The following is a 25,935-nucleotide window of genomic DNA, read 5'->3' as shown; positions in this document are numbered from 1 at the left end:
GGGGAGAATCAACCGGTCACGGCCCTGTTGACCGCGCCGAAGTCCAGACCGCCCTCCAACGCGGTGCAGGTGCCCTGTTCGAGCAGTTCGGCCGCGGCGCGCTGGGCGACGGCGTAGGCGGCCTGCGCGATCGCCGTGCCGACGCTGATCCGGCGGACGCCGACCGCTTCCAGTTCCGCGACGGTCGGCGCGCCCGGCCACACCATGACGTTGACCGGCAGGGGGCTCTCCTTCACGAGTACCTCCAGCGTCTCCAGGTCGACCAGGCCGGGCACGAAGAGGCTGTCCGCGCCCGCGGCGGCGTAGGCGCCCGCGCGGGTCAGGACGTCGTCCAGCCGGCCCTCGGGCGCGCCGATGCCGAACAGGTGGACGTCGGTGCGGGCGTTGAGCCACAGCTCGGGCAGGCCGGCCGCCGTCGCCGCTTCGCGGGCCGCGTGGACCCGTCCGGCTTGCTCGGGGGCGTCGAAAAGCGGGCCGCCGGGGGCGGTCGAGTCCTCCAGGTTGATCCCGACCGCGCCGGCTTCGACGACCGCGCGCACGGTCGCCGCGACGTCGTCGTAGCCGCCCTCGATGTCGGCGGTCACCGGAACGTCGACGACGCGCACGATCCGCGCGACCAGTGCGGCCATCTCCTCGCGCGTCAGGCCGTGCCCGTCGGGGCGTCCCGCGGACCACGCGACCCCGCCGCTGGTGGTGGCGATCGCCGGGGCGCCGGCCCGCGCGATGAGGGCCGCGCTGGCGGCGTCCCAGGCGTTCGGCAGTACCAGCGTGCCCTCGTGCAGGGCACGCAGTTTCTCGGCGAGCTCCCGCCGGTTCGTGGACATCCGTTCTCCTTCTCGGTGGTTCAACCGGCCGACGTGGACTCGCCGGCGGCGATCAGGTGGGTGGCGGCGAAGGCGCGCCACGGGTGCCAGGCCGCGGCCGGCCGGCCGGCGTCGGCGGCGGGGTCGTGTTCGAGCGAGGTCGTCTCGAACGTGCGCCCCGGGAAGGCATCGGCGTGGCCCAGCCGCAGCGCGATCTCCTGGGCGGTGTTCTGCTCGATGCCGGGCAACGCGGTCAGCGCCGCGGTGCAGCCGACCAGGCTCGCGCCGGGGTCGAGCAGGTTCTCGCCGTCCGCCACCGCGGAGGCGAACGTGCGCAGCGTCCGCTCGGCCTCCGCCGGCAGCCGGGCCCCGGTCAGGTCCGCCTCGGCCAGGGTCGCGGCCGACGGGAACAGGTGCGTGAGGCCGTGTTCGAGGCCCGGCACCGGCCGGCCCGCCGCCTCGACCAGCCCGGCCAGCTGCCGCCGCACCCGTGCGCGGGCGCTGTACTGGCCGAGCACGGCCGCCACGGCGACCTCGAAGGGCCCCCAGGCGCCGGGCACGCGCAGGCCGGGCCGCGCGCGCAGCAGGGGGCCGATCACCAGGTCGGCGGCGAGCCCGGCTTCGGCCGGTGCCGGGTCGGCGTCGACGCCGAACACCCGCCCGACGCGGCCGACGACGTGGATGAGGCCTTCCCAGAACGGCATGTGCGCGGTGAGCAGCAGGTGGTCGCCGCCGCCGCGGGTCACCTCGATGACGCCCGCCTCGCCGTCGAGGCTGATCGTGCGGCGGTAGACGCCGTCTCGCACCGACTCCACGCCGGGGACCGCACGCTCGGCCAGGAACGCGCTCAGCGCCTCCCAGTGCAGGGGCGGTGAGAACGGCAGCCGCAGCACCAGCCCGCCGTCCGCGGCGAGCCGGTCGGCCTTGCGGCGCCGGTTGCGCAGCTCGACCGGGGGCGCGCGGAAGACCAGCTTCATGTCCCGGTTGAACTGGCGGAGGCTGCCGAACCCGGAGGCGAACGCGATGTCGGCGACGGTCAGGTCGGAGTCGTCGAGCAGGCGGCGCGCGAAGTGCGCCCGCCGCGAGCGGGCCAGCCCGTCCGGCGTCACGCCGAGGTGGTCCCGGAAGAGCCGGCGCAGGTGCCGGGGCGACACGGCCAGCCGCTCGCCGAGGGCCGCCTCGGTCCCGGTGTCCAGCACCCCGGCGATGATCAGCTGCACCGCGCGGCAGACCAGCTCCGGCGCGTCGGCGCCGACCGGGCCGGCGACGCGGTACGGGCGGCAGCGCAGGCAGGCCCGGAACCCCGCGGCCTCGGCCCCGGCGGCCAGCTCGAACGTCTTCACGTTCTCCGCGAGCGGCTTCGCCCCGCAGCCGGGACGGCAGTAGATGCCCGTCGTGACCACGGCCGAGAAAGTCGTCATGTCCTCAGGTGTAGGCGATCCGGCCCGGCCGGCGCTAGCCGGATCCGGACATGACCGTGCCCGGCGCACCGGGCGAGACGTGTCCGGATCCGACCGGACGCGACCGCGCCCACTCGGCAGGGTGAGTCCCGATCACGCACCCCGCTACCGAGAGGTTTTCCATGCTGGCGAAAGTCTTCCCCATTCCCCTCAAACCGGGCTGGCAGGCCGAGGCCGAGCGGCTCGTGCACGAGTTCGCGCCCCTCGGCCCCGGCCGGGAGGAAGGCACCCTGTCCTTCCGCGTGTACCGCGACCCCGCCAAGCCGGACTACCTGCTGTTCGTGGAGCATTTCGCCGACCAGGCCGCCTACGACGCGCACACCGGTTCCGCGGTGTACCAGGAACTGATCTCCGGCAAGTTCGCCGACCTGATCACGGAGTTCGTCGAAGTCGACCACGAGCTCGTCGTCGGGTTCTGATGCGGTACCGGCCGGGCGCGGCGATCGCCGCGTCCGGCCCGACGCGGCGTCGCGGACCGGGGCACGGGGTGCTCACCCGTCCAGTGGCCGGGGCAGCTCCGCGCTCCGGCGAATCCGGTCGCCGGTCATGCCGTAGTGGCCGAGGAACGCCTGGCGAAGTGTTTCCGCCGAACGGAATCCGCAGCGCCGCGCCACCGCCGCGAGCGACAGCTCGCTCCCGCGGACCAGGTGGGCGGCGGCCTCCGCGCGCGCCGCCCGCACGGCACGAGCCGGCGTGACGCCCAGCTGGGCGGTGAACAGCCGGGTGAGGTGGCGGGTGGTGATCCCGGCGCGGGCGGCCAGCGCCGTCGGGCTGAGGTCGTCGGCGAGGTGGGCGGTGATGTAGCCGGTCAGGTCGCGCACGACCCGGTCACCCGGCGGCGGCGCCAGGAACGTGCTGATCTGCGCCTGGTCGGCGGGCCGGTGCAGGTAGGCGACCATCTCCCGGGCGACGTCGCGGGCCAGCGTCGGCCCGTGGTCCTCCTCGATCAGCGCCAGGGACAGGTCCAGCGCGCTGGTGACGCCCGCGGACGTGTAGACGTTGCCGTCGCGGACGTAGAGCGGTGCGACGTCCACGGTGACGGCCGGGAACACCGAAGCCATCAGCTGTCCCCAGCTCCAGTGCGTGGTGGCCCGCCGGCCGTCGAGCAGCCCCGCCGCGGCGAGCACGAACGCGCCGGTGCACACCGAGGCGATCCGCCTGCTGCGCGGAGCCAGCCGCTGCAGCTGCGTGAGCAGTCCCTCGTCGGCCATGGCGGCGCGGGTCCCGTAGCCGCCCACGACCACCAGGGTGTCGATGCGGCCGGTGAGCGAGGCGAGCCGGCGGGCGCCCGACAGGGCGATCCCGGCCGAGCTGCGCACCTGGTCGCCCGCCGGCGTGGCGAGTTCGAGCCGGTACGGCGGACCCGCGCCGTGCCGGTTCGCGATCTCGAAGGCCGCACACGGGTTGGCGACGTCCAGGATCTGGGCGTTGTCGTAGGCGACCACCAGCACTCGCCGTGCCTCGATCACGTCGGAGACCCCCTCACCGCCGCTGCCGCGCAACCAGCCTACGCGGTGCGGCGGCGAGGAGGGGGCGGTTCACCGTCCCGGGATGTCCGGGCCCGGCCCGGGCATGTTCGCCGGGTGCTGGATCTTGTTCGCGTCGAAGGCGTACTGGTTGAAGATCTCCGGGGTCGGGATCCACCGCCTGCTGCGGCCGACGAGGTACACCTTGTACGGCGCGAAGCCGTCCTGCCCGAGGTAGGAGTTCGACAGCAGGGGCTCCCCGAGGGTGATGTTCGTGCCGCCGGGCAGGATGCCGTCCCGGGTCCGCCACAGGTTGAAGTAGGTCGCCTCGTCCGGGACGTGGTGCCGGACACCGTCGATCACCACGTAGACGGCCGGCGAACCGGGCTCCTCGTAGCGGTAGCCGTTGCACGGCGTGCAGGTCGCCTGGGCGGCCGACGCGGGAAGGTGGGAGACGCCGGCGAGGGACAATGCGGCGAGGACGACGGGCAGGGTGCGCAAGGACAGGTTCATCGGGACTCCTCGTGGTCGGTGGCCGACTGCTGTGCCCGAAACCTTCGCGCCGTCCCGGCTCCGGCGGGGACCGGATGTCCGTGATCCTGCGAGTCCTGTCCTCGGTCCGCGATTGTGGAAACGTCTCGGGGGAGCGGAGCGACGGTAACGACCACTCGTCACCCGGACGTTTCTGTAATGCTCGGGTAGCACCGCGCGACTAGGATTGTGAAACGGGCGCTCGGCCGCGGGAGGCGACGACAATGCCGCGTGACAAGATCCGGCTTTCGGCTGCGTCAGTGCTCACGGCGGGCTTGGACTTCCGCGATGCGCTCGGTGGCCCGGGCCTGGAACTGGCCACGGACCGGCTCGCGCTCGCGGCCGAACAAAGCCTGAGCCAATTCGACGAAACCGCCGCGATGGCGTTCGACGGTCTCGGCGCACAACCCACGCCCGAGCGGCGCCAGGAGGCCGCCGACGAGGTGCTCGCCTCGGCACTGGGGCAATTCCAGGTGGCCAACACCCTCCTCGCGGCGAGCATCGCGGTCGGCGAAGAAGGCGAGGCCGAGCCGTCGGCGCTCGACGAATCGCTGCAGCAGCTCGACCGAACTGTCGCAGTATTGGCGGTCGCCCCGCCGGAAGATCCGCCGTCGCCCGATTCCGCCACGGAAAAGGGAGCGGTTCTGGCGCTGTGCAACCAGCTCTCGAAAACCCTGGAGGAACTGACGAAACGCTCGTTGGACGTCGTGACCGAGTCGATCACCGGAATCCGGGACGGCGGCCCCAAGCCGATGCAGGACATGTGGGACTGGGTCAAGGAGAAGGTGCGTTCGGACGAGATCGGCGGCCGGTTGGCGAAGCTGGGGTTGCGCGCGCTCCAAGGGGCCGTCGACCTGCTGAACCGGGTCGTGCCTTCGGAACGGCTGGCGGCGGTTCGCGAGCGCGTCGAGCGGTTGGTCCGGAGCGCCGCCGACGGCTCGCCCGGTCTCGCCACCCTCGGCGTGGTCCTCGGCGCCGACGAAGCCGCCCGGGGTTGCCGGGAGAAGCTCGACCGGAGCGGACTCGACCCGGGCAAGCTGGGTGCCGCCACCGGGGAACTGGTGGAGCTCGGCGGGAAACACGCCAAGGTGATGGACCTCTGCGCGTGGATCGGCACCGCCGTGAGCCTCGCCGCCCCGGTCACCTTGTTCGTCAAGCTGGTCATCCCGCACCTGCACCTCATCCTCCTGGGCGTGCACGTGCTGCTCGTCGCCGCGGTGGTCGTCATCGGCCGGGAGTACGTCGGGACGAGCAACCGCATCGTCGGACGGGCGGCGGAGTGAACCGATGGCCGCCCCCACTTCCGCCGAGTTGCTGGCCGCACAGGCAGAACACGAAATCGCCGACTTGCGCCAGGTCTCGTCCGTCCTGGACGCCGTAGCGCCGGCCAACGCCACCGGGCGGGCGGTACGAGACCGCTTCGCCGGGCTCATCGCCGGCGCCGTAGCCAAGCTCGCCGAGATCAAGAAGGACGCGAACCCGGGCGCCGGCTGGGCAAAGCTCGAAACGGCAAGGGTTTCGGCCAGCGAAATCAAAAAAGAGGCGCTGTCGTTCACCCAGGGGGAACTGCTGCGCCGAAGCGGTCACGACCAGGGCATCGGCGAGGTCGCGGAACACCTGCTCGAGCACCTCCGGCGCCGCACGGGTGTCGAGCGCGGCGTGCTGCTTTCGGTGGCGGAGAACGAGTTCTTCGAGCACACGGTCAGCATGGTGCGCAGCCGGTTCCCCGATGTGTCGGTGTGGAAGCTGCCCGTGCTGGCCCACGAATTCGGCCACCACGTCGCGTCCGCACTGAGCCACAGCGACCCCGCCCTGCGGGACGACTTCCGCCCGGTCCGGGCCCACCTCAGCGAGCTGGCGGGCACCGGCCCCGATCGGAAGGTCCGCTTGGCCCACGCGAACGAACTGTTCGCCGACGTCTACGCGACCTACGTGCTCGGTGCCGCGTACCCGTTCGCCATGTTCACCCTGGCCGCGCGACCGGACGTGCCCGGGACCACGAGCGAGACCCATCCGCCGTGGAGTCTGCGCGTCCGCACCGTGGAAGCGACCGTCGCCGTGCTCGGCGAAGACGGTCAGGCGAACTGCGACGGGTACAGCGCGCTGGGCCGGGTGCTGGCCACGCTCGCGGACACCGTCGCGGCGAACACACCGTGCACGGAAGAGATCCGCGGCCGGGCGAAAGCCATGGTCGGCCTCCTCACCACCCACGCCCTTCCCGGTGCGCGCTACGAAATGCCGGCCAGGGTGCAGGAACTGGTCCATGACCGGTTCATGACGTCGCCGGCCCCGGACGTCACCATCGCGGACGTCCTCAACGCCGCCTGGACGTGGCGGCTGGACCACTGGGATTGCGAAGACTGGCTTCTCGGCAAAGTGAGCAAGCGAGCGCTCGCCCTGTGCCGGGAAGTGAAGGAGTGAGCGGATGAGCATTCCGGAACCCCAGGAGCTGCTGGAGATGCGGCTGGTGGCGCTCGCTCAGGACGTCGCGAAAGTACGCCGCGTCGCCAACGCCGCGAGTACGCGTCATCAGAGCCACGACAAGCTCAACCGGTTGATCGGAGCGTCCACCGGGGACTCGGTGATAAACCACCTGACCGCGGCGAGGCGGGCCGTCCTCAACCTGAGACGTGACGCCGACGACGGCACCGACCTGGACCAGGCGCTGGGAGGACTCGAGGACCTGCTGCGCGTCACCTTCGAGACGGCGAAGAAAGCCAAGGCCGAGCTGGCGACCATCGACGAAACCGTGGTCGAGATCGACACCCAGCTGACCGCCAGCCTCCACCTCCGCTGCGCCGAACTGGCCTCGGACATCTCCGCTCTGCAAGACCGGCTGAAGGGCGACGAGGATCCCTGCGAGATCTGGAAGGCGTACGAGTCGACTTTCGAGAACGGCTGCCAGGACCTGTTCGCGGACTACGTCGACCTGCTCGGCGGGCTCACCCTGCGGGACAACGCCTTGGACGACGAGGTCTGTGCGATCACCGACGCGCTGCTGCGCTACATACCGTCCTCGGGAAAGCTGCTGACCCTGCCCGCCCGCCGGCCCACGCTGCAAAGTGCGCTCAACGAGCTGGTCAAGGTCGGCTTCCCGGATTGGACCATTTGGAACATCCCGCTGGTCGGCCTCGAGATCGGCAAGGCGCACGCGGTCAAACCGATGAGCGAGTTCTTCCTCGAACACCGCGGCACGGCCGTGCCGGGCCTGCCCGACGACCAGCCGGACGCGTACCGAGCCCTGCTCGCGGAGGGCTACGCCGCCTACGTCATCGGACCGGCCTACGGGTGTGCCGCGGCGCTGCTGAAGTTCCAGCCGCAGCGTCCCTTCGACCTGGAACGCGCCGCCGTCATCCTCTGCGTGCTGGAGGAACTCGGCGGCACCGCGGCCAAGTACCAGCACGTCGTCAGGCTCACCAGGGAGTACTGGCAGGAGGCGGTGACCCATCTCGGAGACCCCTCGCTCTCCCAGCCGAAACTGGACTCGATGCGGCCGTACGCACGGAGCATCTGCGATGAACTGCACACGGAGGACATCGATCCCTTCGACGCCGCCAACTGGGGCGAGGTCGAGGAATACCAGGCCCTGCTCGAACGGGAGCCTGCCGAAATCGGGCGCTCTTCCGCCGACCTGAACCCGCTGGTCCTGGTGAACGCGGCCTGGGCGGCCTGGCTGGCCAATCCCGGTTCGCCCGAGTGGGCCGAAACGGTGAACGGCAACGTCAAAGCGATGTGGAAGGCCCAGCCCGGACGCCGTCCGCAGCGAGGAGGCCGTCGTGGTCAAGCGTAAACCGGCCGGAAGGGACCCCTACGCCGGCGAATGGGCGGTCTCCTCGACGCTGCCACCCACCCGCGCCCTGCTCCCGCCACGGCACACGGCCGATCTCGACGAGCAGCTGAACCGGACCCGGCAGGACCTCCGGGACGGCAACACGGACGCGGCGGTGAATTCGGCCAAGGACATCCTGTCCGAGGTCGAGCGGAAGCTCCGGCTGCCGAACGCGAAGACCAGCCTGCTGCACGCGCTCTCCGGGGCGGCGTCCACCGTGCTGGGCATCGCCGAGTCGGATCCGGACCACTTCCTCGACGCCGTGGCGGACTTCACCCGGGCCGGTGAAGTCGTCGCGCGCCGCGGCGACCTGACCGCCGATTTCGGCATCGCGCTCGCCGGCGCGAACGAGACCGAGCGAGCGTCGCGGTGGCTGGTCTCGGCGATCAACCTGGGCGAAGACAACCCGGACGTCCGACGCACGCACGCCGAGGTGCTCCGCGACCTCGGTCAGCACGGAGCGGCGCTGGACGCCTTCGACACCCTGGTCGACCGCGCGCCCTACGACTGGCAGGCCCAGGTCGCCCGCGCCGAACTGATGGAGACGACGAAGGGCAACCGGCGCAGCACCGCGGAAGCGTGGCTGTCGGCCTTGTCCGCGCTGCTCGCGGCCGGCCGCATCGACGACGCCCTCGACGCGGCCGCCAAGGTGCGGAGGCTGGCGCCGGAACTGACCGCGGACGCGGAACTGGCACTGGTCGACGCGCTGATCGACGACGGTCGCCCCGCCGACGCGCTGGACCGGCTCGCCGTGGCACTGGACGCGGCGCGGACCACCGAACAGCGGCTGTCCGCGGCCGAGCTGTTCCTCAAGCTCGGCGAGTTCGATCGCGCCGAAACAGTGGTGACAGCGATCCGCGCCGAAGATCCTGACGACGTCGAAGCGCTGATCCTGCACGCCCAGCTGCTCCTCAACGTCGGCAGGGTCGGCGAAGCCCGGCGGCTGGTGGACCGGCTGGGGAAGATCGCCGAGGACGACGTGCGCACCCCCATCCTGGCCGGGGTCCTCGCCCTCGCCGCGGATGAGCCCTTCCTCGCCATCGCGTCACTGAGCGAAGCCGACCGGCTCGCTCCCGGCCAGCCCTTCGTCCTCTCCCACCTCGGTGCCGCGTTCGCCCGCGCCGAGTACCTCGGCACGGCGATGGAGTTCCTCGACCAGGCACTGAGCCTCGATCCCGACGACGCCTGGGCGCACCTGCTGCGCGGCCGCGCCTTCCTGGATCTCGGCCGGGTCGCCGACGCCGACGCGGACGTCCGGGCCGCTCTCGCCCGGGAGCCCCGCAACGCCGAAGCCCACGCCCTGCTGGGCGAGCTGCTCTGCCGCGCGTCACGGTTCGCCGAGGCGAAAGCGGAGCTCGAAACGTCGATCTCCCTCGACCCGGAAGTCCCGTGGGTGTGGACGACGCTGGGCGACGCGTTGGCCGGGCTCGGCGAATGGACCGAGGCCCAGCGCTGGTACCGGAAGACACTCGATCGGCGCCCGCGCGAGGTCACGGCGTTGATCGGCCTCGCGAACGCGCTGCTCAGCGCCGGTGGGACCGATCGACTCGGTGAGGCCGAACGCACGGTCGAACTGGCGCTGGAAGCCGACCCCGCGAACGCCGTCGGACACGCGCTGCTCGGCGAAGTACTGCGCCGGCGCCGGAGGTTCGAGGCCGCACTGTCCCAGCTGGACGAAGCAGTGGAACTGCTGCCGGAATACGCCTACGCCATCGGCACCCGGGGGGAAGTGCTGCTGGCGCTGAAGCGGTTCTCCGAAGCGATCAAAGACATGGAACGTTCGCTCGAACTCGGCGTCGAGATCGGCTGGATCCGCGGTCACCTCGTCGAAGCGTATCTGGCGCGGTACGCGGCCACGGCCAAGAAGCGGTACTTCGACAAGGCCGTCGACCTGGCGGAAGCGGGCCTGAAGGAGTCGCCCCGGGATCCCCACCTGCTGACCGGTATGGGACAGGCGTTGCAGCTGCAAGGGAAGCACCGTGAAGCCGTCCGCCTGCTGACGCAGGCCATCGAGGTGTGCGGCGAACAGAGCGGGCTCGCCGGGGCGCACCGGCTTCGCGGCCGGGCTTACCTCGGCTTGGGGGACGCGGTCAGTGCGGTGGCGGATCTCGAGCAGGCACTGGCTCTGGACGGGGAGCAACCGGACGACCGCGCGCTGCTGGCCACGGCGAAACGCCTCGCCGGGGATCTGCCCGGAGCGTCGGACGAGGCGGACGCCGTGCTGGCCGTCCAGCCGGCGAACGTGCCGGCGCTGAACGCACGCGGCGCTGCCCACGCGCAAGCGGGCCGGTTCGGCGACGCCGAGTCCGACCTGAAACGCGCGCTCGAACTGGCGCCGGACAACCACGAAACCCACCACCAGCTGCGCGTACTGCTCGAGCGCGTCGGGCGCCAGGACGAAGCAGCCGCCATCCTCGCCGACGCGATCCACCGGGCGCCGGAAGACGTCGACCTGCTGAAGGAGTACACCCAGGCACTGGCCGCGGCCGGCGACACCCGGCAGGCGCTGAGCCTGCTGGACGACCTGCTCTGGCGCAGCCCCGGCGACCCCGACGTCCTGCGGCTGCTGGGCAACACGCTGTCCGGAGCCGGGCGCTACGAAGAAGCGGCGGCGGCGTACACGCGCGGGCTCGAACTCGCACCCGGCAACACGACGCTGACCATGAACCTGTCCTTCGCGCTGTCCCAGGCCGGGCGGTTCGAGGAAGCGCTGGCCGCACTGACCCGGCTCGAGGACACTTCCGAAACGCTGACCGCGCGGGCCGACATCTTCGCCGACATGGGCTTGTGGGAACGAGCCGCGGATGCCGCCACCCAGGCGATCGACCTCGGCCGTCCCGACCTGTCGACGTACCTCGAGCTCGGCTGGGCCCTGCAGCACGGCGAGGCCGCCGATCCCGCCAGGTCGATCGAGGTCTACGCCCACGCCGTCGAGCTGGCGCCGCGGGATCCGTGGCCGCGCAAGGGCCTCGCCAACGCCTACTACCTGACCGGCGAACCGGAGCAGGCCGCCGAGCACTACGAATGGGTGGTGCGCGCCCTCGCGGGGATCTCCCCTCGGGAAGCCTTCCTGAACTCTCTGCGCGGCTGGTGCCTCTACCGGCTGCAGCGGTACGTCGAGGCGATGGACTGCTTCCAGCGCGCTGTCGACGAGCGGCAGATCCGCGCCGGCGTGCTGTTCGACCTGATGCTCGCGCACCTGGGCCTCGACGAGGAACGGGAGGCCCAGCTGACCTACCAGGCTGCGGTGACCGAGCTGGGGAACCTCGACCAGGCCCGCCGCTTCGCCGTGGCGACGGTCGGGCTGGACAACCTCCGCACCGCGGTGGAAAACGACCTGGCGGACCGGCCGGAGGCGGGGCGCCGGCTGCTGGGCGCGTTGACCGACCTGATCGCATCGCCCCAGGTGACCCACCAGGAGGGCGACTCCGGACCGAGCTTCTGACGAAGGTCCGAAGTGAGCTCGAGCACGGCGGGTTACGACGGGTTTGCCCATGCGGGCCCGGTGAGCGGTCCGAGTTAACTGAACCGAGACAGATGAGTGCGGTCCGGGCAAGAGCCGCCGTGGATGCTGGCCGCATGAGCGAAGCCGAGGCACAGCCGAAGACCGCCGGGCGAGCGAGGACCTCGATGAGCCGTGAGCTCGTCGAGCTCGCCGCCCTGTTCATCGCCACCGGGGTCGCCGATCTGTTCGTCAGCACGTTGTCGCACAACCGGGTGGGGCCGGTCGTGCTGTTCGGGCTGGGCGGGCTCCTGATCGCCACCGCCGCGTGGCGCCGGTGGTGGACGCACCGCCCGCGACCGGACCCGGCTCGCGGCCACCTCGGCGCACACCCGCCGCAGACCGGAGTGGCGTGGCGGGTGCGCGCCACGGTGCGTGACGTGCCGGGAAGCTTGGCCGGCGTGACGGCCGCGCTGGCGGCGCACCGCTACGACATCGTCTCGTTGCAGGTGCTCGCGGTGCCGGACGGCGTGGTGGACGAATTCCTGGTCCGCACGCCGTCCGGCACGAGCGCGGCGGACATCGCCACGGTCACCGAACTCGGCGGCGGCCGGGCCGTGCGGGTCGTACCCACGGACGTGCACGAGTTCGTCGACCTGCCGACCCGGGTGCTGACGCTGGCGGCCGCGCCGGAAACGGACCTGGTCCAGCTGCTGCTCGCGGTCCTGGGCGATTGCGAAATCGAACGGAAACCCCTGGGGCGCCGGGGAAAGGGGACCGGTGAAGGCCTCGACGGAACGGTGCTGCGGCTGGCCGGGACCGAGGGTGGCCTGGTGGTGACCCGGGCGCTGCTGCCGTTCACCCCGGCCGAATTCGCCCGCGCGAAGGCCGTCCTCGACCTTCATCGCCGCCTCTCCGGGGCGCCGGCCCCGTGGCCGGACCGGGTCCCGGCGCCCGAGGCGTGGGTCAGACCTCCTCGACGTCCGTGAAGAGGAGCCGCACCCCGCCGGTCGCCAGCTCGAAGACCTTGCCGACGAACGCCTTCGCCTCCTCGGTCTGGACGGCCCGGCTTGCGGCGTCGTAGTCGGCGAAGTAGATGTCGAGCACGCGGTAGGCCGGGGTCTCGCTGCCGTCCTCCTTCGGCCAGACCTTCGCACTCTCGAGCCTGATGACCCCGGGAAGCTTCTTCGCCAACGCGATCTGTTCGGCGTGGCCGGCTTCGAAGGCCTCGGCGTCCTTGGGGTTGTCGTAGACCGCAGTGATCTTCGTGGTCACTTTTTTCGCCCTTTCTCCGGGGATATCGTGAACGTTGGTACGACTACTGGGTCTTCCACTCCGCATTGTCGGGAATCGACTTGCCCGGCACAAGCACCTGAATGAGGGACGGGCTGTTCGAGTTGGCCAGTGCGCCCGCCACCGCGCCTTCCAGTTCCCGGTAGGTGTCGACGCTCCAGCCCTGGCAGCCGAACACGTCGCACAGCTTGCTGTAGTTCCAGCGGTGCAGGACGCATGATTCGTAAAACGGTTTTTCCGTGGCGAAAACGGTCGAATCCGCCAGCCACTGCTCGACGCCGTAGACCCCGTTGTCGATGACGAAGATGATGGGGTTGAGCCCGAACCGGGTCTGCGTCGAGAGGCATTGGGCGGTCATCTGGAAACCGCCGTCGCCCGAGAACACGATCACCCGCTGGTCGTGCCGCTTCGCCAAGCAGATGCCCGTCGCGGCCGCGCCGATGTAACCGATCGCCGAATAGGACGACTGGACGATGAACCCGCCCTGGCTGGGCACCTCGAGCAGCAGGCTCCCGAAGTAGTTCATGCTCGCATCGGCACCGACGATGGTGTTCTCGTCGATGTACTGCTGGATGAATTCGTAGAATCCCTGGTACGTGATGTTTTCGACCGAGCCGGCGGCCGGCGCGCGGTGGACCTTCTTCTCCGGCAGCTTCCGCGCCGTGGCCGCGACCTGTTCCTCCAGGATCCCGTCCATCAGGTGCTCCAACGCCACCTGCGCGCCGAAATAGGTGCCGAACTTGACCGAATCGAACGACGCGATCGCGGTCTTGTCGTAGTCCGGGGTCCAGCCGAGCGAATTGATGTCCGTCAGCCACACGCCGAGGGCCAGCGTGAAGTCGGACGTCCTCGCCAGATCCAGGACGGACGCCGAGGAAGCCTGGCCGTCCAGCACCCCGGCGAACAGCGGATCATCCTCGGGCAGGACCGCCTTGCTCAGCAGTTCCGTGACGAACGGGACGTTCAGCAGCTGGATCAGCCGCAGGGCCTTCTCCTGCAGGCCGAATCGGTCGACCTCCACGCCCACCCAGATCAGCGGGTTCTCGGCGGTCGCCAGGCTGGCGCAGATCCGCGCGACCGACTGCTCGAGGCTGGTTTCGTCGGACAGCTTCCGGGCCGGCTTGAGGACGCCCCTCGGTGGTTCGCACACCAGGTCGATCATGTCCTGGAGGAGCTCGATGTACACCGGACGCCGTTCGCTGATGCACCGGGTGAGCGCGTAGTCGATCAGCATCGGTGCGACGTCGGGGTTGTCGATCCGGATGGCCGCGGCCGTGATGTGCTCGAACGACTGGAGATCCGTTTCGCGTCCGCTGATGAAGTGGTGCGCGCTGAAGCCGGTCTGCTCGAAGGTGAGGGTTTTCTTGATGCTCGGCGTGCCGTTGATCAACACGATCGGCACCTTCTCGACGTAGGCCCCCGCCACCGCGTTCACGGCGCACAACGCGCCGGCGGAGTAGGTGACGCACAGTGCGCCGATGCCCTTCAGCCGGGCGTACCCGTCCGCCGCGTAACCGGCGTTCGCCTCGTTGACTTCTTCGATGATCTCGATCCGGCTCTGCGCGACGTACCGGTTCAGCCATTCGATCGAATAGTCGCCCGCGATCGAAAACAGGTGCGCCAAGCCCAGCTGGTGGAGCCGGTCCGCCAGGTACCGTCCTACGGTGTACCCCTGGTTCATGGTTCGAACACCTCCGTAGTCAGTATTCGCTCGCTCCGCCGAACAGCCGGGGCAGGTAGATGTCGAAGATCCCCGGGCACTTGCGTTCGGGGTACCGCTGCAGCAGGAAGTCCTTGAAGGCGCGGCCAGTCAGCCCGTTGCCGATGGCCTGCCGGGCGGCCGAGAGGTATTCGATGTTGCGGGCGACCTCGTTCTTGCCGGCCGGCAGGCCGTGGCCCGGCAGGTAGAGTTCGTAGTCCGCCACCAGCAGTTCCTGCAGGACCCGGATCCAGTGGCCGATGTCCTTCGTCAGGTAGAGGTGGGTGCCGCTGTAGACCAGGTCCTGGGCGAACAGCACGCCCAGCTCCGGCAACCCGATGGTCAGGTGGAAGTCGATCTCGGTGTCCGTCACCCGGTCGAAGACGTACCTGACCGCGTCGATCGTCTCCGTGCCGGGGTCGACGACCTTCTGCGGGACGACGACCCGGTCCGGCACGAGGTCACCGAGCTTCCAGTGGTCGCTTCTCGATTCTTCGCCGTGCTCCTGGATGAAGTCCCTGGTTTCCGGCAACGCGTAGCTCGTGACATCGCCGAACGCCGCGCCCAAGCCGAACCAGTGGTCCGGGTGCCGGTGCGAGACGTACAGCCTCTCGATCGGCTTGCCGAGGCTGTCCGCGTAGCTCCGGAAGGCGCTTGCGTAAGGCGCGAGGAACTGCGCGTCCACGAGCACGAGCTGGTTCCCGGTCTCGACGATGTGCGTGGCGTTCGCGATGTTGCCGTCGGCGAAGGACGAGACGAAGGTGTGAATGCGGACGTCGCCCGCCTGCTTCGCGACCATGATGATGGGGTCTGACACCTGGGCTAGCATCCGTGACCTTCCTGTCGAGCTCGGGCGGAACGAGCGAGCTGCTCGCCCAGTTCCGCCAACGCGGCCCTGGCGACGTCGTAGGCGCTGTCCACATCGGACACCGGGTCGTCCTCGCCGGGCCGCCAGAAGCGCCGTCGGCTCATCCGCATGGAGCTGTCGAACGGCGGGACCGCGTTGAACACCTCGATCAGGTAGGGCCCGCGGTAGACCGGCTCGACCTCGTTCAGGATCAGGTCCCACGGGATCCAGCTGTCGCGCACCGCGCCCCGGTCGGGTGCGGAGATGTGGACGTAGTGGAGCCGGTCCTGCCGGGCGGCCCGGGCGACGTTGTCCTTGAAGACCGCCGGCCCCTGGCTTTCCAGCACGACCTGCGCGGTGTCGATCGTCACGCCACCCCGCGGGTGATCGAGGCCCTCGAGGAAGTCCAGGGCCTCCGAGACCATGTTGGGCGGTGGCGTCTCCCAGCTCTTGACGGGCTCGATCGCGAGCTTCACCCCCTGCGTTTCCGCGTACGCCAACAGCTCCTCGAAGACGTCACGGGCCGCGTCGTAGCGCGGCTTCAGCCAATCCTGGAGGGCGTCGCTCCAGATCGGCTCGCCGGCGTCGGTGACCGGAAAGACGCCGTAGGGGTAGAGGAACGGTCCCGACATGATCGAGTCGCCGCCCAGGACCCGGGTGATGTCGACGCGTGATTCGAGGTAGGACAGGGCCTGCCGGCGCTGGTCCTCGTACGGTGAAGTCGGGTCGAAGGTCCGCGTGGTCCCGACGTTGGTGGTGAACTTCGCCTCCGCCAACCCGGCTTCGTCGAACGCCTTCTTCAGGCCGGCGTAGTGTTCGACCTCCAGCTCGTGGTCGACGGCCGCGGGCCGGGCGGCGATGTGGACGTCGAAGCCGTCGTAGCCCATGTCGGTGAGGGCCCGCAGGTGACCGATCAGCGTCCGGGTGTAACGCGGGTCCTGCGGCCTGAGATCGGCCGTGAACATGAAGAAGCTGAAGAACACGTCTCGTTCGAAGGTCGCGTTCATGCGCTACCAGCCCAAGACGTCGGCGAGGTAGGCGCGAGCCTTCTTGGCGTACTCGAGCGGGACGGCCTGGTTCGGGTCCTGCTCGGCTTCCACGACCAGCCACCCCCGGTAGCCGGCGTCGGCCAGCACCTCGAGGATGGGCCGGAAGTCGATCGCGCCGTCGCCGGGCACGGTGAAGACGCCGAGCTCGACGGCCTCCTGGAACGACAGGCCTTCCGCACGCACCCGGCGCACGATCTCGGGCCGGACGCTCTTCAGGTGGACGTGGCCGATGCGGTCGGCGTGCGCCCGGGCCATCTCCAGCGGATCGTCGCCGGCGAAGGCGGCGTGCCCGGTGTCGAGCAGCAGGTGGACGAGGTCGGGATCGGTCGAGGCCAGCAACCGGTCGACGTCGGCACCGGACATGACGCCGGTGCCCATGTGGTGGTGGTAGCTGAGCTTCATCCCGGCGGAGACGGCGATCTTGGCGAGCTCCTGCAAGCCGGACGTCAGGTCGTCCCACTGGGCGTCGGTGAGAACCGGGCGGTTGGCGAACACGTCGACGGGGAGCAGGTGCGACGACGCGCCGAACTCGGCCACCACCAGCTCGGTCCCGCCCAGCGCCTTGATGTGGGCCAGCGTCTGCTCGAAGGCGGCGATCGTCTTCTGCCGCATCTTGCCGATCGTGAAGTAGGTGCTCGTCCAGGGCTCGGACACCGACAGTTCGCGGAGGTCGAGAGCGGCCTTGAGCGTGGCGGCGTCCGACGGGTACTTGTGCCCGAGGCTGCAGCCCTGGAAGCCGGCCAGCGCCATCTCGCTCACGGCCTGGCCGAAGGAGATCCCGGCGTCGATGGTGGGGAAGTCGTCGTTCCACCACAGGGTGCAGCAGACGCCGAGTTTCACCCTGTCCGGACCGAGGCGGTCAACGATTGCGGTCATTCCGGTGCCCCTTCAGGTAGCGGTCCTCGATGCGGGGTGGTTCCGCCCAGGCGCCGTAGCCGGGCGCTTTCGCCCCTGGAGGGTTGGCGCCGATGGCCCGCCAGAGCAGCCCCTCCTGGTAGGAGGCGGCGGTCACGGTCGAGGTGCCCGCGGCCGGATGAGCTCCGTAGCAGTCGATCCACTCGGGTGGCAGCCCGAACCACATCCCGGCGTACCAGAGCTTGATCACGTTGCGGGCCACCGGACCGAGGCGGTCGTCGCTGAAGATCCGGTGGCGCAGGGCCCGGTCGAGCACGGTCCGGTCGAGCACGGTCCGGTCGAGCACGGTCCGGTCGAGCACGGCTTGGTCACCGTTCCCGGCCGCGTCGGTCCGGGCCGCCCGGTGGGCGGCCAGGAGAGCGGTGACGACCTCGGCACCGCAGGCGTCCCGCACCTTGGCCAGGTACTGCCGGGCCAGGCCGGTGCCGAGCAGGTCGGTCTCCTCGAAGGCGGTGAGGTCGACCGAGAGGACGAGGAACTCGTCGAGCAGCTCGGTGGTCATGGCGCCACCGCCGCGGAGACGGCCGGGATCTCGAAGGTGGGAGCGGCGTGCCGGCCGCCGCTGCCCGGCAGGGGGTTCCGGATCAGCCGGGTGAACCCGTCGCGCAGGCGGAACATGGCCCAGACGGCGTCCAGCAGGAGGGCCGGTTCCCCGGTGAACGCCCGGGTGAGCAGCGCGAGGAAGGCCCCGTAGTCGGCGTTGAACTGCCGGGCCGCGGCGGCGAGTCCCGATCCCGCCGGGTAGTCGGCCAGCTTGGCGCTGACCTTCACGTCGTACACCTCGTCCCAGGCGACGCTGAGCGGCGGCCCCGACGGCGCGTCGGGGAGGTCGCCGACCTGGTAGTAGCGGCCGAGCTGCAGTTGCCGGAACCGGTAGTAGTGGGCCAGTTCCCCCTCCGCGTCGTAGAGGCCCGAATCGAGGCCCTCGCCCTGGTCGGCGATGAAGTTGAGTGCCCGCCGGGCCGAGTCCAGGTCGAAGACGGGGATCACGTTCCCGCCCCCGGAATAGAAGTACTCGGGCCCCACCTGCAGGGCCGGGTTCCCGCAGAAGAGCCCGGGGTCGCCGGCCGCCAGTTTCTCGAGCCCTTCGATGATCTCCGCGTAGAATTCGCCGATGCTGTAGAAGTGCATTCGCTCGGCCGTCGGGCTGGAAACCAGCAGCGGCGGTTCGCCGGCCCGGGTGCGCACCAGCCGGGTGTCGGCGCTGGGAGCCCGGCCCGGCCGTTCGATCTTGCAGAACGTCTCCACCGCCTCGGGGGAGAAGGGCCGCAGGTCGACGGTGAAATCGTCCTCTCCGTCGGGAAGGTAGGCCGGGTAGGAGGGCACGAAGCCGGGGCGGGTCAGGTCGGGCGTCCCGCCGATGGCGTTCAGGACGTTGGCGACGAGGGTCAGGTGCAGCATTTCCTCCACCGCGACCACCCGGATGAGGTGCGCGGCGTCGGAATTGGTGGTCGACCGGATCGAGTAGTACGCGGTCAGGTACGGCGGAATGGTCGCGTGCTCGAGCGCCATCGCCGTTTCCAGGTAGCTGATCAGCTCGGCACGGGTGTCGATGGTGGACGCGGTCACCGGGCCACCTCCTGGAGGTGGCCCTGGGTGGCGGCGTCCGGGGTGACGGCGATCGGCGTGGCGTCGGAGTCCAGCTGGGCCAGCATGGCCCGGACGCTGCGCAGACACAGGGCGGCGATGGTGAGCGTCACGTTGGAGGTGCCCACGGTGGGCATGCTTCCCCCGCCGACCAGGAAGAGGTTCCGGTGGTCCCAGGACCGCTGGTCCGCGTCGACCACCGAGGTCGCCGGGTCGCGGCCCATCATGTGCGTGCCGGCGAGGTGGTTGCCGCCGCGGATTTCGTAGCCCTCACCGGCGTAGGTGGCGTAGCCCCAGAAGTTCGGGTCGTACACGGTGTGGTCCTCGGCCCCGAGGCGGGCGAAGATCCGTTTCGACAGCTGCCGGGCGTACGCCACCCCACGCATCGTGTATTCGGGGAGGTCGTAGGTCAGGATGGGCCGCATGTTCCCGAGGTCGTCGGTGTAAGCCGGGTCGACGGTGATCCGGTTGCCCGGGCTGGCGGGGACCTCCACCATGAAGGCCAGCTGCAGCTGCCGCGACACCCGGTCCACCAGGCCCTGGCGCAGCGACTCGCCGTAGCGGCCACCGGCGTCCACCAGGTCGACCAGGTCGGTCATCGGCGCCCCGCGCGCCCAGCCCCAGCCGTCGTTGTGGATGTCGACGCTGAACGCCGCCTGGCGGCGGCGGAACCGGCCGCCGCGCAGGTCGGTGATGCCGCCGGTGCAGTTGGTGCCCCGGAAGGTGCCGGCCACCTCCGGCAGCAGGGCCCACGCCAGCAGGTAGGCGTGGTCCATGAAGTTCCGTCCCATCAGGCCGCTCGAGCCGCGCAGGCCGGAAGCCAGCATCAGCCGGGGGTTCTCCACCGCGTTGGCGGCCAGGACGTACAGCCGGCCCCGGGCTCGCACGGTGGTGAAGCCGGGGCGGTCCGGCCGGTCGTAGCGGCGGTACTCGATCTCGGTCACCCGGCCCGTTCGCTCGTCGACGTGCACCTTGTGGGCCACCGCCTGGGCCACCAGGTCGACCCGGCCGCTCTGCAGGGCCACCGCGAGGGTCTTGCCGGCGTTGTACTTGGCCTGCACCGGGCAGATGGGCACGCAGTTGTTGTTGCCCTGGCACCGCTCGCCGACCTCGACCTGGTACGAGCTCACCGCTCCGCGCGGCACGTAGCCCTTCCCGCCGTCGTAGGCCGGGTTCGGGATCCCGTTGCGGCCCTGGGGGAACGGCCGCACCCGCAGCTCCCGCTGCTGCCCGTCGAGCTCGACCGGCATCCCGTCGAGGTCCCTGGCGACCACCCGGTCCAGGTAGGACAGGGGCAGCCCCTGCATGGGGAACACGTAGTCCTCGTCGAAGGCGATCCCGAGGTAGGCCTGGTCCGCCACGTCGGCGGAGACGCCGATCTCGCGTTCGGCCTCGTTGTAGTAGGGGGCGAGGTCCTCGTAGCCGAGCGGCCAGTCGACGCCCTCGCCGTAGAGGGTCCGCATCCGGAAGTCCTCGGGCAGCATCCGCAGCGTCTTGGCCTCCCAGTGCATGGTGGTGCCGCCGAGGACCCTCGTGTAGGTGGTGTCGGTGGCGAGCGGCCCGCTCTGGACGATGTAGGCCGAGGCGTCGGGCACTCCCGGCGCGATGCGCCGCGCGTCGGTGCCGCGGGGCATCGGGGCGTTGGCGACGACCGGGTAGGGGGACTGGTTGTCCTTGCCGGGTGCCGAGTAGAAACGGTCGAGGTAGCCCTCGTAGCCCCGCAGGGTGAGGTCCTCGGCCGAGCCGGCTTCGAGGAGCAGCACTCTCTTTCCGGCGTCGCTCAGCCGCGAGGCGACGATCGCGCCGGCGATCCCGCCGCCGACGATGACGGCGTCGTAGACGACGTCCGCCGCCGCCGCGGGGTCGGTGCGCTTCGCCGCCCCGCCGGGGAATTTCACGTACATGAGGCAGTCACTCCTTCGCCGGACCGGCCGGGATCCGGGTCGGTGGGGGTCACACGGCCTCGGCGCGAGCTCGCATGGCGGACAGGTAGGCGGCGTAGCTCCACGTCAGGTCGTGGACACTGCGCTCGAAGCCGGTGGTGCCGTCGAACTGCTCGGAGAGTTCCAAGTGGTCGCTGTGGTAGACGACGGACCGCACCATGGCGTCCCCGGTCGCCGTCAGGGCCTCGGCGGCGGCCGCCCACGCCGTCGACGCGTCGATGCCGGACTGGGCGAAGAAGGGCGCGGACAGCTCGTCCAGGGGTACCTCGCCGCTCGCCTTGATCTCGGCCGCCAGCTTGTAGTGCAGCTCGGCGACGTTGCAGGTGCAGAGGGCCCAGGGGTGGCCACCGAGCACCGGGTGCGCGGTGTCACCGTCGTAGACGTCGCCCGGGTAGCGGCCGAACAGCGGCCCGATGCCGAACTGTTCCTTGTCCGACTTGTTGATCGGGTAGCAGGCGATGCCGCCTTCCTCCCACTGCGAGCGCAGCCGGGCCGCCGTGGCCAGCATTTTGGTGTCGGTGACGGGAATGCCGCCGTAAACGGACGACTGGACGATGTCGATGTTCGGGTCGTAGAAGCTCACGACCGGGTTCTGGGGCGATGGCCGGCCGCCGTCACCGGGGTCGGCCAGCATGCTCACGTACACGTTCCCGTCCCAGTGGCCGTCGAGGGCCTGGCGGAGCCAGTCGATGGCGGTCTGCAGCCCGGCCGGCTTGTCGATTCCGGCGACGGTCGAGGCCTGGACCTCCTCGAAGCAGCGCAGCTGGGCGGACCGGGCGAAGAAGCTGTACCCGGTGTGCTCCTCCCACAGGTTCGTGGTGGGCTCCTCGTAGACGCCGAGCAGGAAGGCCACGTTGGAGTTCACCAGGTCGAGCGCCCGCTTCTGCGTGTCGGCGTCGAGCTGGTCGTAGGCGGCCAGGATGGTGATCGACTGCAGGGCCGGACCGTCGTTCTGCTCGGTCCACGGACGGGCCTCGCCGGCGATGGTGAAGCAGGCGTGCCCCTTGGTCGGCTGGGCGTTCGAGTGGCAGAGGTCGGCGAACCGCACGTAGTCGTTGAGCGTCTGCACCGTGCCGTCGGGACCGGTGGGCAGGGCGGCCTTGGCCACTTCCATGGCCGTGATGGCCCCGTCGCGCACCCAGTTGAAGACGTAGTCCTCGTCGATGCCGGGAGTGGCGGCCGGGAAGGACGGGGCGGCGATGATGCACCCCGGTTTCGAGTCCCGTGAAATGTCGCCTGGCGACTCCGGATCGCTGAAGATGAAGCCATCGCTGGCGATGTTGCGGAACATGAAAGTGAACATGATCGGCACGAGCAAAGGCAGGTCCGTCGCTCCCGGAGCGAAGGAGGTCTGGATTCTGGCCCGCTCTCCGGAAAATCCGATGGACCGGCTCGGACGCGTGGCTATGTCGGTCGTGATGGCAGACTCGGACATTGCTGAACTCCATTGTCTTGCGAGCGGATGGTCGGATCGGAAGCCGCGAGTTCCCTTGCGTGCCAAAGCTGGCTCGCCGGGAGCGACCGCCAACGAGTAGTCCTGGCCCGCCGAAGAACCGGCTGATCGAATTGCACGCGCCGCTCACCCCCCGATTGATCAATACTTGCGACACCCCAACCAATCCCAGATGCTGGCCTTCCCCAAAAAGGATGTCAAGGGTCTGGGGTCACCTCTGCCCGAATGGTCGTGGCGTCGGCGTGCACCGGCAAGATTTGTCCACTATTCACGGGAGCGCTTCTGATCGCGTCGGAAAACGATCATTTCTCGAACCGGGCACCGCCACGCAGGTGGACGTCGTCGTGGACGAGGTACTGGCGTCCGTCAATCGAAGTGGCGCAGGGACGGCCAGAGCTGCTGCCAGGTGCCCTGTGGTTCCCGGCACTCGTAGATCGCGGCGTGGTGGTCGGTCTCCTGGTTGCCGATGCCGTCCGGCATGGTGATCGGCCCGACCTCCCGCACGTCCGACCAGAATCGCCGCAGGTAGGACAGCTTGAACTCGCCGACGCACAGCACGGTGTCCGGCCGGCCGGCGGGCGGTTCCCAGAAGCTGTAGGCGTTCTGCCCGCTGAGGATCGGTCCGGCGAATCCGCCGTCGATGGTGAGCGCTCCGGCTTCGCCGTAATTGCTGGTGAATATCGGGGTGGCGGGCGGCAGCCGGCTTTCCGCGGCCCTGACCTGGTCGGCGAATTCGGGCCAGCCGAACGTCTCCATCACCGTGGGGTTGATCGCGCGCAACGCGTTCTGGCCGCGGGCGGGCAGTGCGGGGTATCCGATCAGGACGGCGATCAGTCCGGAGAGGACGATGACCGCCGGCCAGCGGCGCCGGCCCCGGCTGGTCGCTTCGGCGCGCACCGCGCCGGCCGCGAAGAGCGCGATCAGTGCGGGGGCGGGGTAGTAGGGTTTGCCGCCCCCGAGTGTGAAAACGACGACCGCGGTCACCACGACCGCCAGCGCCCACCGGTGGTCGCGGCCCGGTCCCCAGCCCAGCCGGCGGACCCCGAGCACGCACAGGACGATGAGCGGCGGACCCGCCGGCAGCGGCAGGAGGGGCAGTTGCGCCAGCGAGCCGAGCGGTCCGCCGGACCGGTCGCTCAGCACCCGCGCCATCGCCAGGTTCGGCCAGCCGTTCCGCGCGTCGAAATGGCCGCGGCGGCGCTGCACGAACCAGAACTGGAACATCTCCGGCAGTTCACGGGCACACTGCGCGACGAGCGCGAGGACGTCCCGGTTGTGCTCGATGAAGCTGTAGAGCTCGTCGATGATCTCGCCGAACTCCGCACGGGCCGACTCGACGCGCCGCCGGCCCGAGGCGGCGGCCAGCCGCGGAAACCCTTCGGCTTCGGTCCACCGCCGTGCGAGCGCGACGATCTCCTCTTCGGACGACAGCCGCACGGGCGTCTCGAGCCCGTCCAGCAGGTCCGGGTCGATCGACCAGGCCAGTGCGACGTAGAGCGGCGCCTCCTTGCTCTGGACGTAGGTGTAGAGCGCACCGTGGCTGAGCCCGAGTTCCTTGGCCACATCGGAAATGCCGGCCTCCCGGTACCCGCGCCGGGTGAAGACCTGTGCGGCCGCCCTGGCGACATCCGCAAACGACCGCGTGGGTGCCTGTCCTGCCATGGGGCCACTCTTTCCTGACCTTGCCGGGCTAATTATCCGGCGCTCCGGCGGGGATGGCGGTGAGTGCCTTCGCCTCGATCTCCCTGGAACCGCCCTTGGTCGCCGCCTCGATCCAGCGCACGTCCACCACGTGGCCGATCTTCCGCGGCGCCGTTGCCCGGTTCGATGGCACCTTGCGCCAAGAGGTGCCGGCCGGCGATCACGTGATCGCTCTGCTGCCGGTGGCGGCGGTCGAGTTCCGGTCATCGACCCGTCCGCTGGTGTTCCACGGAAGCGGCTCCCGGCAGCTCGCCTGAACCCGTGCCACCGGTCGCCTTCGACAGTCAAGCCGGGGCGCGCAGCCCGGCGATGGTGGCCGTGATGCCTTTCTTGTCGTAGCTGCCGGTGGGCATGGTGGCGCCGTGGGCGTGGCGGACGATGCCCTCGGCGTCGACGAGGATGCTGCCGGACTGCTGCATCGAGCCGAAGATCTTCCGGCTCAGGCCGACCAGCTCGTGCGGTGTGGCGCGACGGCCGGTGAGGACCGGAAACGGTATCCGGTGCTTCGCCCGCCAAGCGGCCGCTGCCGGGCGGTCCTCGGGGATGGCGATGAGGACCCGGACGTTGGCGGCTGCCAGCGCGTCGGCGTTCTCGACCAGGTCACGGACGTGCCGGTGGCAGACCGGGCAGGACGTCGAGCGCATGAAGTAGAGCAGCACCGCGTGCTCGCCGCGGTGGTCGGCGAGGCGGACGATCCGTCCTTCGGTGTCTTCCAGTGTCAGCTGCGGCGCGGGCGATCCGGCTTCGAGCATGTGGGCTTCCTTTCGCGGCCGGCGGATCAGGCGCCGGGGGAGTTGTGGAGCCGGAGCCGGACCGCCGTCCGGGCCCGGTAGAGGTGGGACTTCATCGCCGCGGTGCTCAGGCCGAGGCCGTCGGCGACCGTCCGCCCCGGGTGCCCCAGGACATCGCGCAGGATGAGCACGCGGCGCTGGACGTCCGGCAGCGCCCGGATGGCTTCGGCCACGCGCTCGGCTTCCAGCCGCTGGAGGACTTCCTCCTCGGCCGAGGCCGAGGCCTCGAGAGCGGGGCCGGTTGCGTCGGCGCCGTCCAGGACGCGCCGGGCCCGGCGCAGGCACTCGTGCCGGACGATCCGGAACATCCAGGAAGCCAGCGCCGCCGTCGCGCGCAACGACCCGATCTTGCGGTAGAGGACGATCAACGCCTCCTGCGCCGCGTCCTCGGCGTCCTGCGGCGACGCGCAGAGGTGGTCGGCGAAGCGCCGCACGTGCGGATGAGCCCCCTGCACGAGTGCGGTGATCGACTCCCGGTCACCTCCTTGCGCGGCTTCGACGAGCTGCTCGCTGACCCATCCCATCGCACCTGTCCCTTTCGACGTGACCAACACCCATAAGAGGGCCCGGCACCGGAAAAGGATTCAACCCTCGGCGCCCATCCATCCGCTGCCGGGTGACGAACACACATCAGGCGGAGTGGAAGGAAGCGACGGCGTGACGTTCGACGAGAACCGGGGGATCGGGCCGCTGGCGGGCTCGACGGCGGGGGTGACGGTCGATCTGACCGGCCGGCCGGATCTGCGGCAGGTGCGGGCGGCGATGATCGAGGCGATGCTGCCGGGCGCGGAGCTCGACGACCGTTTCGGTGCGGTGTTGCTGGTGGTCGACGAGCTGGTCGGCAACGCCTACCGCCACGCGAGGTCGCCGAAGCTGCTGCGGATCGGCCGTACGTCGGAGAACGTGCTGGTCGAGGTGTGTGACGGTGACGCGGTGGCGGGCGCGGTCCGGGTCGTCGCGTTGAGGTACGGGTTGCGGCTGGTGGGTCAGCTGTCCTCGGATTGGGGTGTCCGCACCGACGCGCGCGGCAAGGTCGTGTGGGCGCTGGTGCCCGTGAAGGTCTTCCCAGCCGAGATGTAAACCGGGCACTCGCTCTGGAACGCACCAGGAAGCCGCCGGTCGATCT

The 25,935-nt window shown here is 70.2% G+C and carries 23 protein-coding genes and 1 pseudogene; 8 read left to right on the top strand and 16 right to left on the bottom strand.

The genetic code is table 11. The annotated features are described in order from the left end of the window. Positions 1 to 8 precede the first annotated feature (8 nt). Together ACLJPY_RS27730 and ACLJPY_RS27725 are read right to left on the bottom strand one after the other, a co-directional pair. Positions 9 to 824 carry an isocitrate lyase/phosphoenolpyruvate mutase family protein gene (locus ACLJPY_RS27730; RefSeq protein ID WP_410592767.1) on the bottom strand — a complete coding sequence of 272 codons (816 nt, stop codon included), beginning with the start codon at positions 822 to 824 and terminating at the stop codon, positions 9 to 11. Between the two features lie 20 nt (positions 825 to 844). Beyond that, positions 845 to 2,224 (bottom strand): AlkA N-terminal domain-containing protein, encoded by a 1,380-nt coding sequence (locus ACLJPY_RS27725; protein WP_410592765.1) that lies wholly within the window; start codon positions 2,222 to 2,224, stop codon positions 845 to 847. Between the two features lie 161 nt (positions 2,225 to 2,385). Between ACLJPY_RS27725 and ACLJPY_RS27720 the strand changes: the two genes are divergently transcribed. After that, positions 2,386 to 2,682, top strand: coding sequence for a putative quinol monooxygenase (locus ACLJPY_RS27720; protein ID WP_410592764.1), 297 nt, complete (start codon positions 2,386 to 2,388; stop codon positions 2,680 to 2,682). A gap of 72 nt (positions 2,683 to 2,754) precedes the next feature. Here the strand turns inward: ACLJPY_RS27720 and ACLJPY_RS27715 are convergent, their stop codons facing one another. Together ACLJPY_RS27715 and ACLJPY_RS27710 are read right to left on the bottom strand one after the other, a co-directional pair. After that, positions 2,755 to 3,714, bottom strand: coding sequence for a GlxA family transcriptional regulator (locus tag ACLJPY_RS27715; RefSeq protein ID WP_410593070.1), 960 nt, complete (start codon positions 3,712 to 3,714; stop codon positions 2,755 to 2,757). Positions 3,715 to 3,801: 87 nt separating this feature from the next. Beyond that, positions 3,802 to 4,242: a hypothetical protein gene (locus ACLJPY_RS27710; protein ID WP_410592763.1), complete on the bottom strand. Its 441-nt coding sequence runs from the start codon at positions 4,240 to 4,242 to the stop codon at positions 3,802 to 3,804. A gap of 242 nt (positions 4,243 to 4,484) precedes the next feature. Between ACLJPY_RS27710 and ACLJPY_RS27705 the strand changes: the two genes are divergently transcribed. The 5 genes from ACLJPY_RS27705 to ACLJPY_RS27685 all read left to right on the top strand — a co-directional run bounded on the left by ACLJPY_RS27705 (position 4,485) and on the right by ACLJPY_RS27685 (position 12,520). Further along, positions 4,485 to 5,543 (top strand): hypothetical protein, encoded by a 1,059-nt coding sequence (locus tag ACLJPY_RS27705; RefSeq protein WP_410592761.1) that lies wholly within the window; start codon positions 4,485 to 4,487, stop codon positions 5,541 to 5,543. 4 nt (positions 5,544 to 5,547) lie between these two features. Further along, the gene (locus ACLJPY_RS27700; RefSeq protein WP_410592760.1) at positions 5,548 to 6,681 is read left to right on the top strand and encodes a hypothetical protein; all 1,134 of its coding nucleotides are present in this window, start codon (positions 5,548 to 5,550) and stop codon (positions 6,679 to 6,681) included. 4 nt (positions 6,682 to 6,685) lie between these two features. Further along, positions 6,686 to 8,050 carry a hypothetical protein gene (locus tag ACLJPY_RS27695; protein ID WP_410592758.1) on the top strand — a complete coding sequence of 455 codons (1,365 nt, stop codon included), beginning with the start codon at positions 6,686 to 6,688 and terminating at the stop codon, positions 8,048 to 8,050. Continuing rightward, entirely contained in the window at positions 8,037 to 11,534 is a 3,498-nt protein-coding gene (locus ACLJPY_RS27690) for a tetratricopeptide repeat protein (RefSeq protein ID WP_410592756.1), read from the top strand. Before ACLJPY_RS27695 ends, ACLJPY_RS27690 begins: the two co-directional genes overlap by 14 nt. Positions 11,535 to 11,668: 134 nt before the next feature. Further along, complete coding sequence (locus ACLJPY_RS27685; protein WP_410592754.1) at positions 11,669 to 12,520, top strand: hypothetical protein; 852 nt, start codon at positions 11,669 to 11,671, stop codon at positions 12,518 to 12,520. On the opposite strand, the gene ACLJPY_RS27680 is transcribed toward ACLJPY_RS27685, so the two are convergent. From ACLJPY_RS27680 to ACLJPY_RS27635, 10 genes are all read right to left on the bottom strand, one after another. After that, positions 12,498 to 12,806, bottom strand: a complete 309-nt coding sequence (locus ACLJPY_RS27680; RefSeq protein WP_410592753.1) for an EthD family reductase — start codon at positions 12,804 to 12,806, stop codon at positions 12,498 to 12,500. The genes ACLJPY_RS27685 and ACLJPY_RS27680 overlap by 23 nt on opposite strands. Before the next feature lie 43 nt (positions 12,807 to 12,849). Then, positions 12,850 to 14,505, bottom strand: a complete 1,656-nt coding sequence (locus tag ACLJPY_RS27675; RefSeq protein WP_410592752.1) for an alpha-keto acid decarboxylase family protein — start codon at positions 14,503 to 14,505, stop codon at positions 12,850 to 12,852. Positions 14,506 to 14,524: 19 nt separating this feature from the next. Further along, positions 14,525 to 15,340 (bottom strand): MBL fold metallo-hydrolase, encoded by an 816-nt coding sequence (locus ACLJPY_RS27670; RefSeq protein ID WP_410592751.1) that lies wholly within the window; start codon positions 15,338 to 15,340, stop codon positions 14,525 to 14,527. A 5-nt stretch (positions 15,341 to 15,345) separates the two neighbouring features. After that, positions 15,346 to 16,377 (bottom strand): sugar phosphate isomerase/epimerase family protein, encoded by a 1,032-nt coding sequence (locus ACLJPY_RS27665; protein WP_410592749.1) that lies wholly within the window; start codon positions 16,375 to 16,377, stop codon positions 15,346 to 15,348. A gap of 3 nt (positions 16,378 to 16,380) precedes the next feature. Further along, positions 16,381 to 17,295: a myo-inosose-2 dehydratase gene (gene iolE / locus ACLJPY_RS27660; RefSeq protein ID WP_410592748.1), complete on the bottom strand. Its 915-nt coding sequence runs from the start codon at positions 17,293 to 17,295 to the stop codon at positions 16,381 to 16,383. Next, positions 17,279 to 17,836 carry a hypothetical protein gene (locus ACLJPY_RS27655; RefSeq protein ID WP_410592746.1) on the bottom strand — a complete coding sequence of 186 codons (558 nt, stop codon included), beginning with the start codon at positions 17,834 to 17,836 and terminating at the stop codon, positions 17,279 to 17,281. Before ACLJPY_RS27655 ends, iolE begins: the two co-directional genes overlap by 17 nt. After that, on the bottom strand, positions 17,833 to 18,903 hold the full coding sequence (locus ACLJPY_RS27650; RefSeq protein WP_410592745.1) for a ferritin-like domain-containing protein: 1,071 nt from the start codon (positions 18,901 to 18,903) through the stop codon (positions 17,833 to 17,835). Before ACLJPY_RS27650 ends, ACLJPY_RS27655 begins: the two co-directional genes overlap by 4 nt. Further along, positions 18,900 to 20,825: a GMC family oxidoreductase gene (locus ACLJPY_RS27645; protein WP_410592744.1), complete on the bottom strand. Its 1,926-nt coding sequence runs from the start codon at positions 20,823 to 20,825 to the stop codon at positions 18,900 to 18,902. The genes ACLJPY_RS27650 and ACLJPY_RS27645 overlap by 4 nt, the downstream gene beginning before the upstream one ends. Positions 20,826 to 20,874: 49 nt before the next feature. Beyond that, complete coding sequence (locus tag ACLJPY_RS27640) at positions 20,875 to 22,155, bottom strand: glycoside hydrolase family 15 protein (RefSeq protein ID WP_410592743.1); 1,281 nt, start codon at positions 22,153 to 22,155, stop codon at positions 20,875 to 20,877. Positions 22,156 to 22,683: 528 nt separating this feature from the next. After that, positions 22,684 to 23,979 (bottom strand): TetR/AcrR family transcriptional regulator, encoded by a 1,296-nt coding sequence (locus ACLJPY_RS27635; RefSeq protein WP_410592742.1) that lies wholly within the window; start codon positions 23,977 to 23,979, stop codon positions 22,684 to 22,686. A 50-nt stretch (positions 23,980 to 24,029) separates the two neighbouring features. On the opposite strand from ACLJPY_RS27635, the pseudogene ACLJPY_RS27630 reads away from it, so the two are divergent. Beyond that, a pseudogene (locus tag ACLJPY_RS27630) lies at positions 24,030 to 24,275 on the top strand (flavin reductase family protein); the annotation flags it as partial. Between the two features lie 27 nt (positions 24,276 to 24,302). Here the strand turns inward: ACLJPY_RS27630 and ACLJPY_RS27625 are convergent. Continuing rightward, positions 24,303 to 24,770 carry a peroxiredoxin family protein gene (locus ACLJPY_RS27625; RefSeq protein ID WP_410592741.1) on the bottom strand — a complete coding sequence of 156 codons (468 nt, stop codon included), beginning with the start codon at positions 24,768 to 24,770 and terminating at the stop codon, positions 24,303 to 24,305. Positions 24,771 to 24,796: 26 nt separating this feature from the next. After that, positions 24,797 to 25,333 carry an RNA polymerase sigma factor gene (locus ACLJPY_RS27620; RefSeq protein WP_410592739.1) on the bottom strand — a complete coding sequence of 179 codons (537 nt, stop codon included), beginning with the start codon at positions 25,331 to 25,333 and terminating at the stop codon, positions 24,797 to 24,799. Between the two features lie 133 nt (positions 25,334 to 25,466). On the opposite strand from ACLJPY_RS27620, the gene ACLJPY_RS27615 reads away from it, so the two are divergent. Beyond that, the gene (locus tag ACLJPY_RS27615) at positions 25,467 to 25,889 is read left to right on the top strand and encodes an ATP-binding protein (protein WP_410592737.1); all 423 of its coding nucleotides are present in this window, start codon (positions 25,467 to 25,469) and stop codon (positions 25,887 to 25,889) included. Positions 25,890 to 25,935: the final 46 nt, after the last annotated feature.

Origin of the sequence: Amycolatopsis sp. lyj-23 (assembly GCF_046549135.1) — a bacterium.
Lineage (GTDB): Bacteria > Actinomycetota > Actinomycetes > Mycobacteriales > Pseudonocardiaceae > Amycolatopsis.
This window is presented reverse-complemented; position numbering and strand designations above follow the sequence as displayed.

Excerpts from the sequence above, each read along its gene's own strand:
- ACLJPY_RS27710 (WP_410592763.1), bottom strand. The coding sequence starts at position 4,242 with ATGAACCTGTCCTTGCGCACCCTGCCCGTCGTCCTCGCCGCATTGTCC.
- iolE (WP_410592748.1), bottom strand. The coding sequence starts at position 17,295 with ATGACCGCAATCGTTGACCGCCTCGGTCCGGACAGGGTGAAACTCGGC.
- ACLJPY_RS27640 (WP_410592743.1), bottom strand. The coding sequence starts at position 22,155 with ATGTTCCGCAACATCGCCAGCGATGGCTTCATCTTCAGCGATCCGGAG.
- ACLJPY_RS27635 (WP_410592742.1), bottom strand. The coding sequence starts at position 23,979 with ATGGCAGGACAGGCACCCACGCGGTCGTTTGCGGATGTCGCCAGGGCG.
- ACLJPY_RS27705 (WP_410592761.1), top strand. The coding sequence starts at position 4,485 with ATGCCGCGTGACAAGATCCGGCTTTCGGCTGCGTCAGTGCTCACGGCG.
- ACLJPY_RS27685 (WP_410592754.1), top strand. The coding sequence starts at position 11,669 with ATGAGCGAAGCCGAGGCACAGCCGAAGACCGCCGGGCGAGCGAGGACC.
- ACLJPY_RS27695 (WP_410592758.1), top strand. The coding sequence starts at position 6,686 with ATGAGCATTCCGGAACCCCAGGAGCTGCTGGAGATGCGGCTGGTGGCG.
- ACLJPY_RS27645 (WP_410592744.1), bottom strand. The coding sequence starts at position 20,825 with ATGTACGTGAAATTCCCCGGCGGGGCGGCGAAGCGCACCGACCCCGCG.
- ACLJPY_RS27620 (WP_410592739.1), bottom strand. The coding sequence starts at position 25,333 with ATGGGATGGGTCAGCGAGCAGCTCGTCGAAGCCGCGCAAGGAGGTGAC.
- ACLJPY_RS27675 (WP_410592752.1), bottom strand. The coding sequence starts at position 14,505 with ATGAACCAGGGGTACACCGTAGGACGGTACCTGGCGGACCGGCTCCAC.
- ACLJPY_RS27720 (WP_410592764.1), top strand. The coding sequence starts at position 2,386 with ATGCTGGCGAAAGTCTTCCCCATTCCCCTCAAACCGGGCTGGCAGGCC.
- ACLJPY_RS27700 (WP_410592760.1), top strand. The coding sequence starts at position 5,548 with ATGGCCGCCCCCACTTCCGCCGAGTTGCTGGCCGCACAGGCAGAACAC.
- ACLJPY_RS27655 (WP_410592746.1), bottom strand. The coding sequence starts at position 17,836 with ATGACCACCGAGCTGCTCGACGAGTTCCTCGTCCTCTCGGTCGACCTC.
- ACLJPY_RS27725 (WP_410592765.1), bottom strand. The coding sequence starts at position 2,224 with ATGACGACTTTCTCGGCCGTGGTCACGACGGGCATCTACTGCCGTCCC.
- ACLJPY_RS27665 (WP_410592749.1), bottom strand. The coding sequence starts at position 16,377 with ATGAACGCGACCTTCGAACGAGACGTGTTCTTCAGCTTCTTCATGTTC.
- ACLJPY_RS27730 (WP_410592767.1), bottom strand. The coding sequence starts at position 824 with ATGTCCACGAACCGGCGGGAGCTCGCCGAGAAACTGCGTGCCCTGCAC.
- ACLJPY_RS27625 (WP_410592741.1), bottom strand. The coding sequence starts at position 24,770 with ATGCTCGAAGCCGGATCGCCCGCGCCGCAGCTGACACTGGAAGACACC.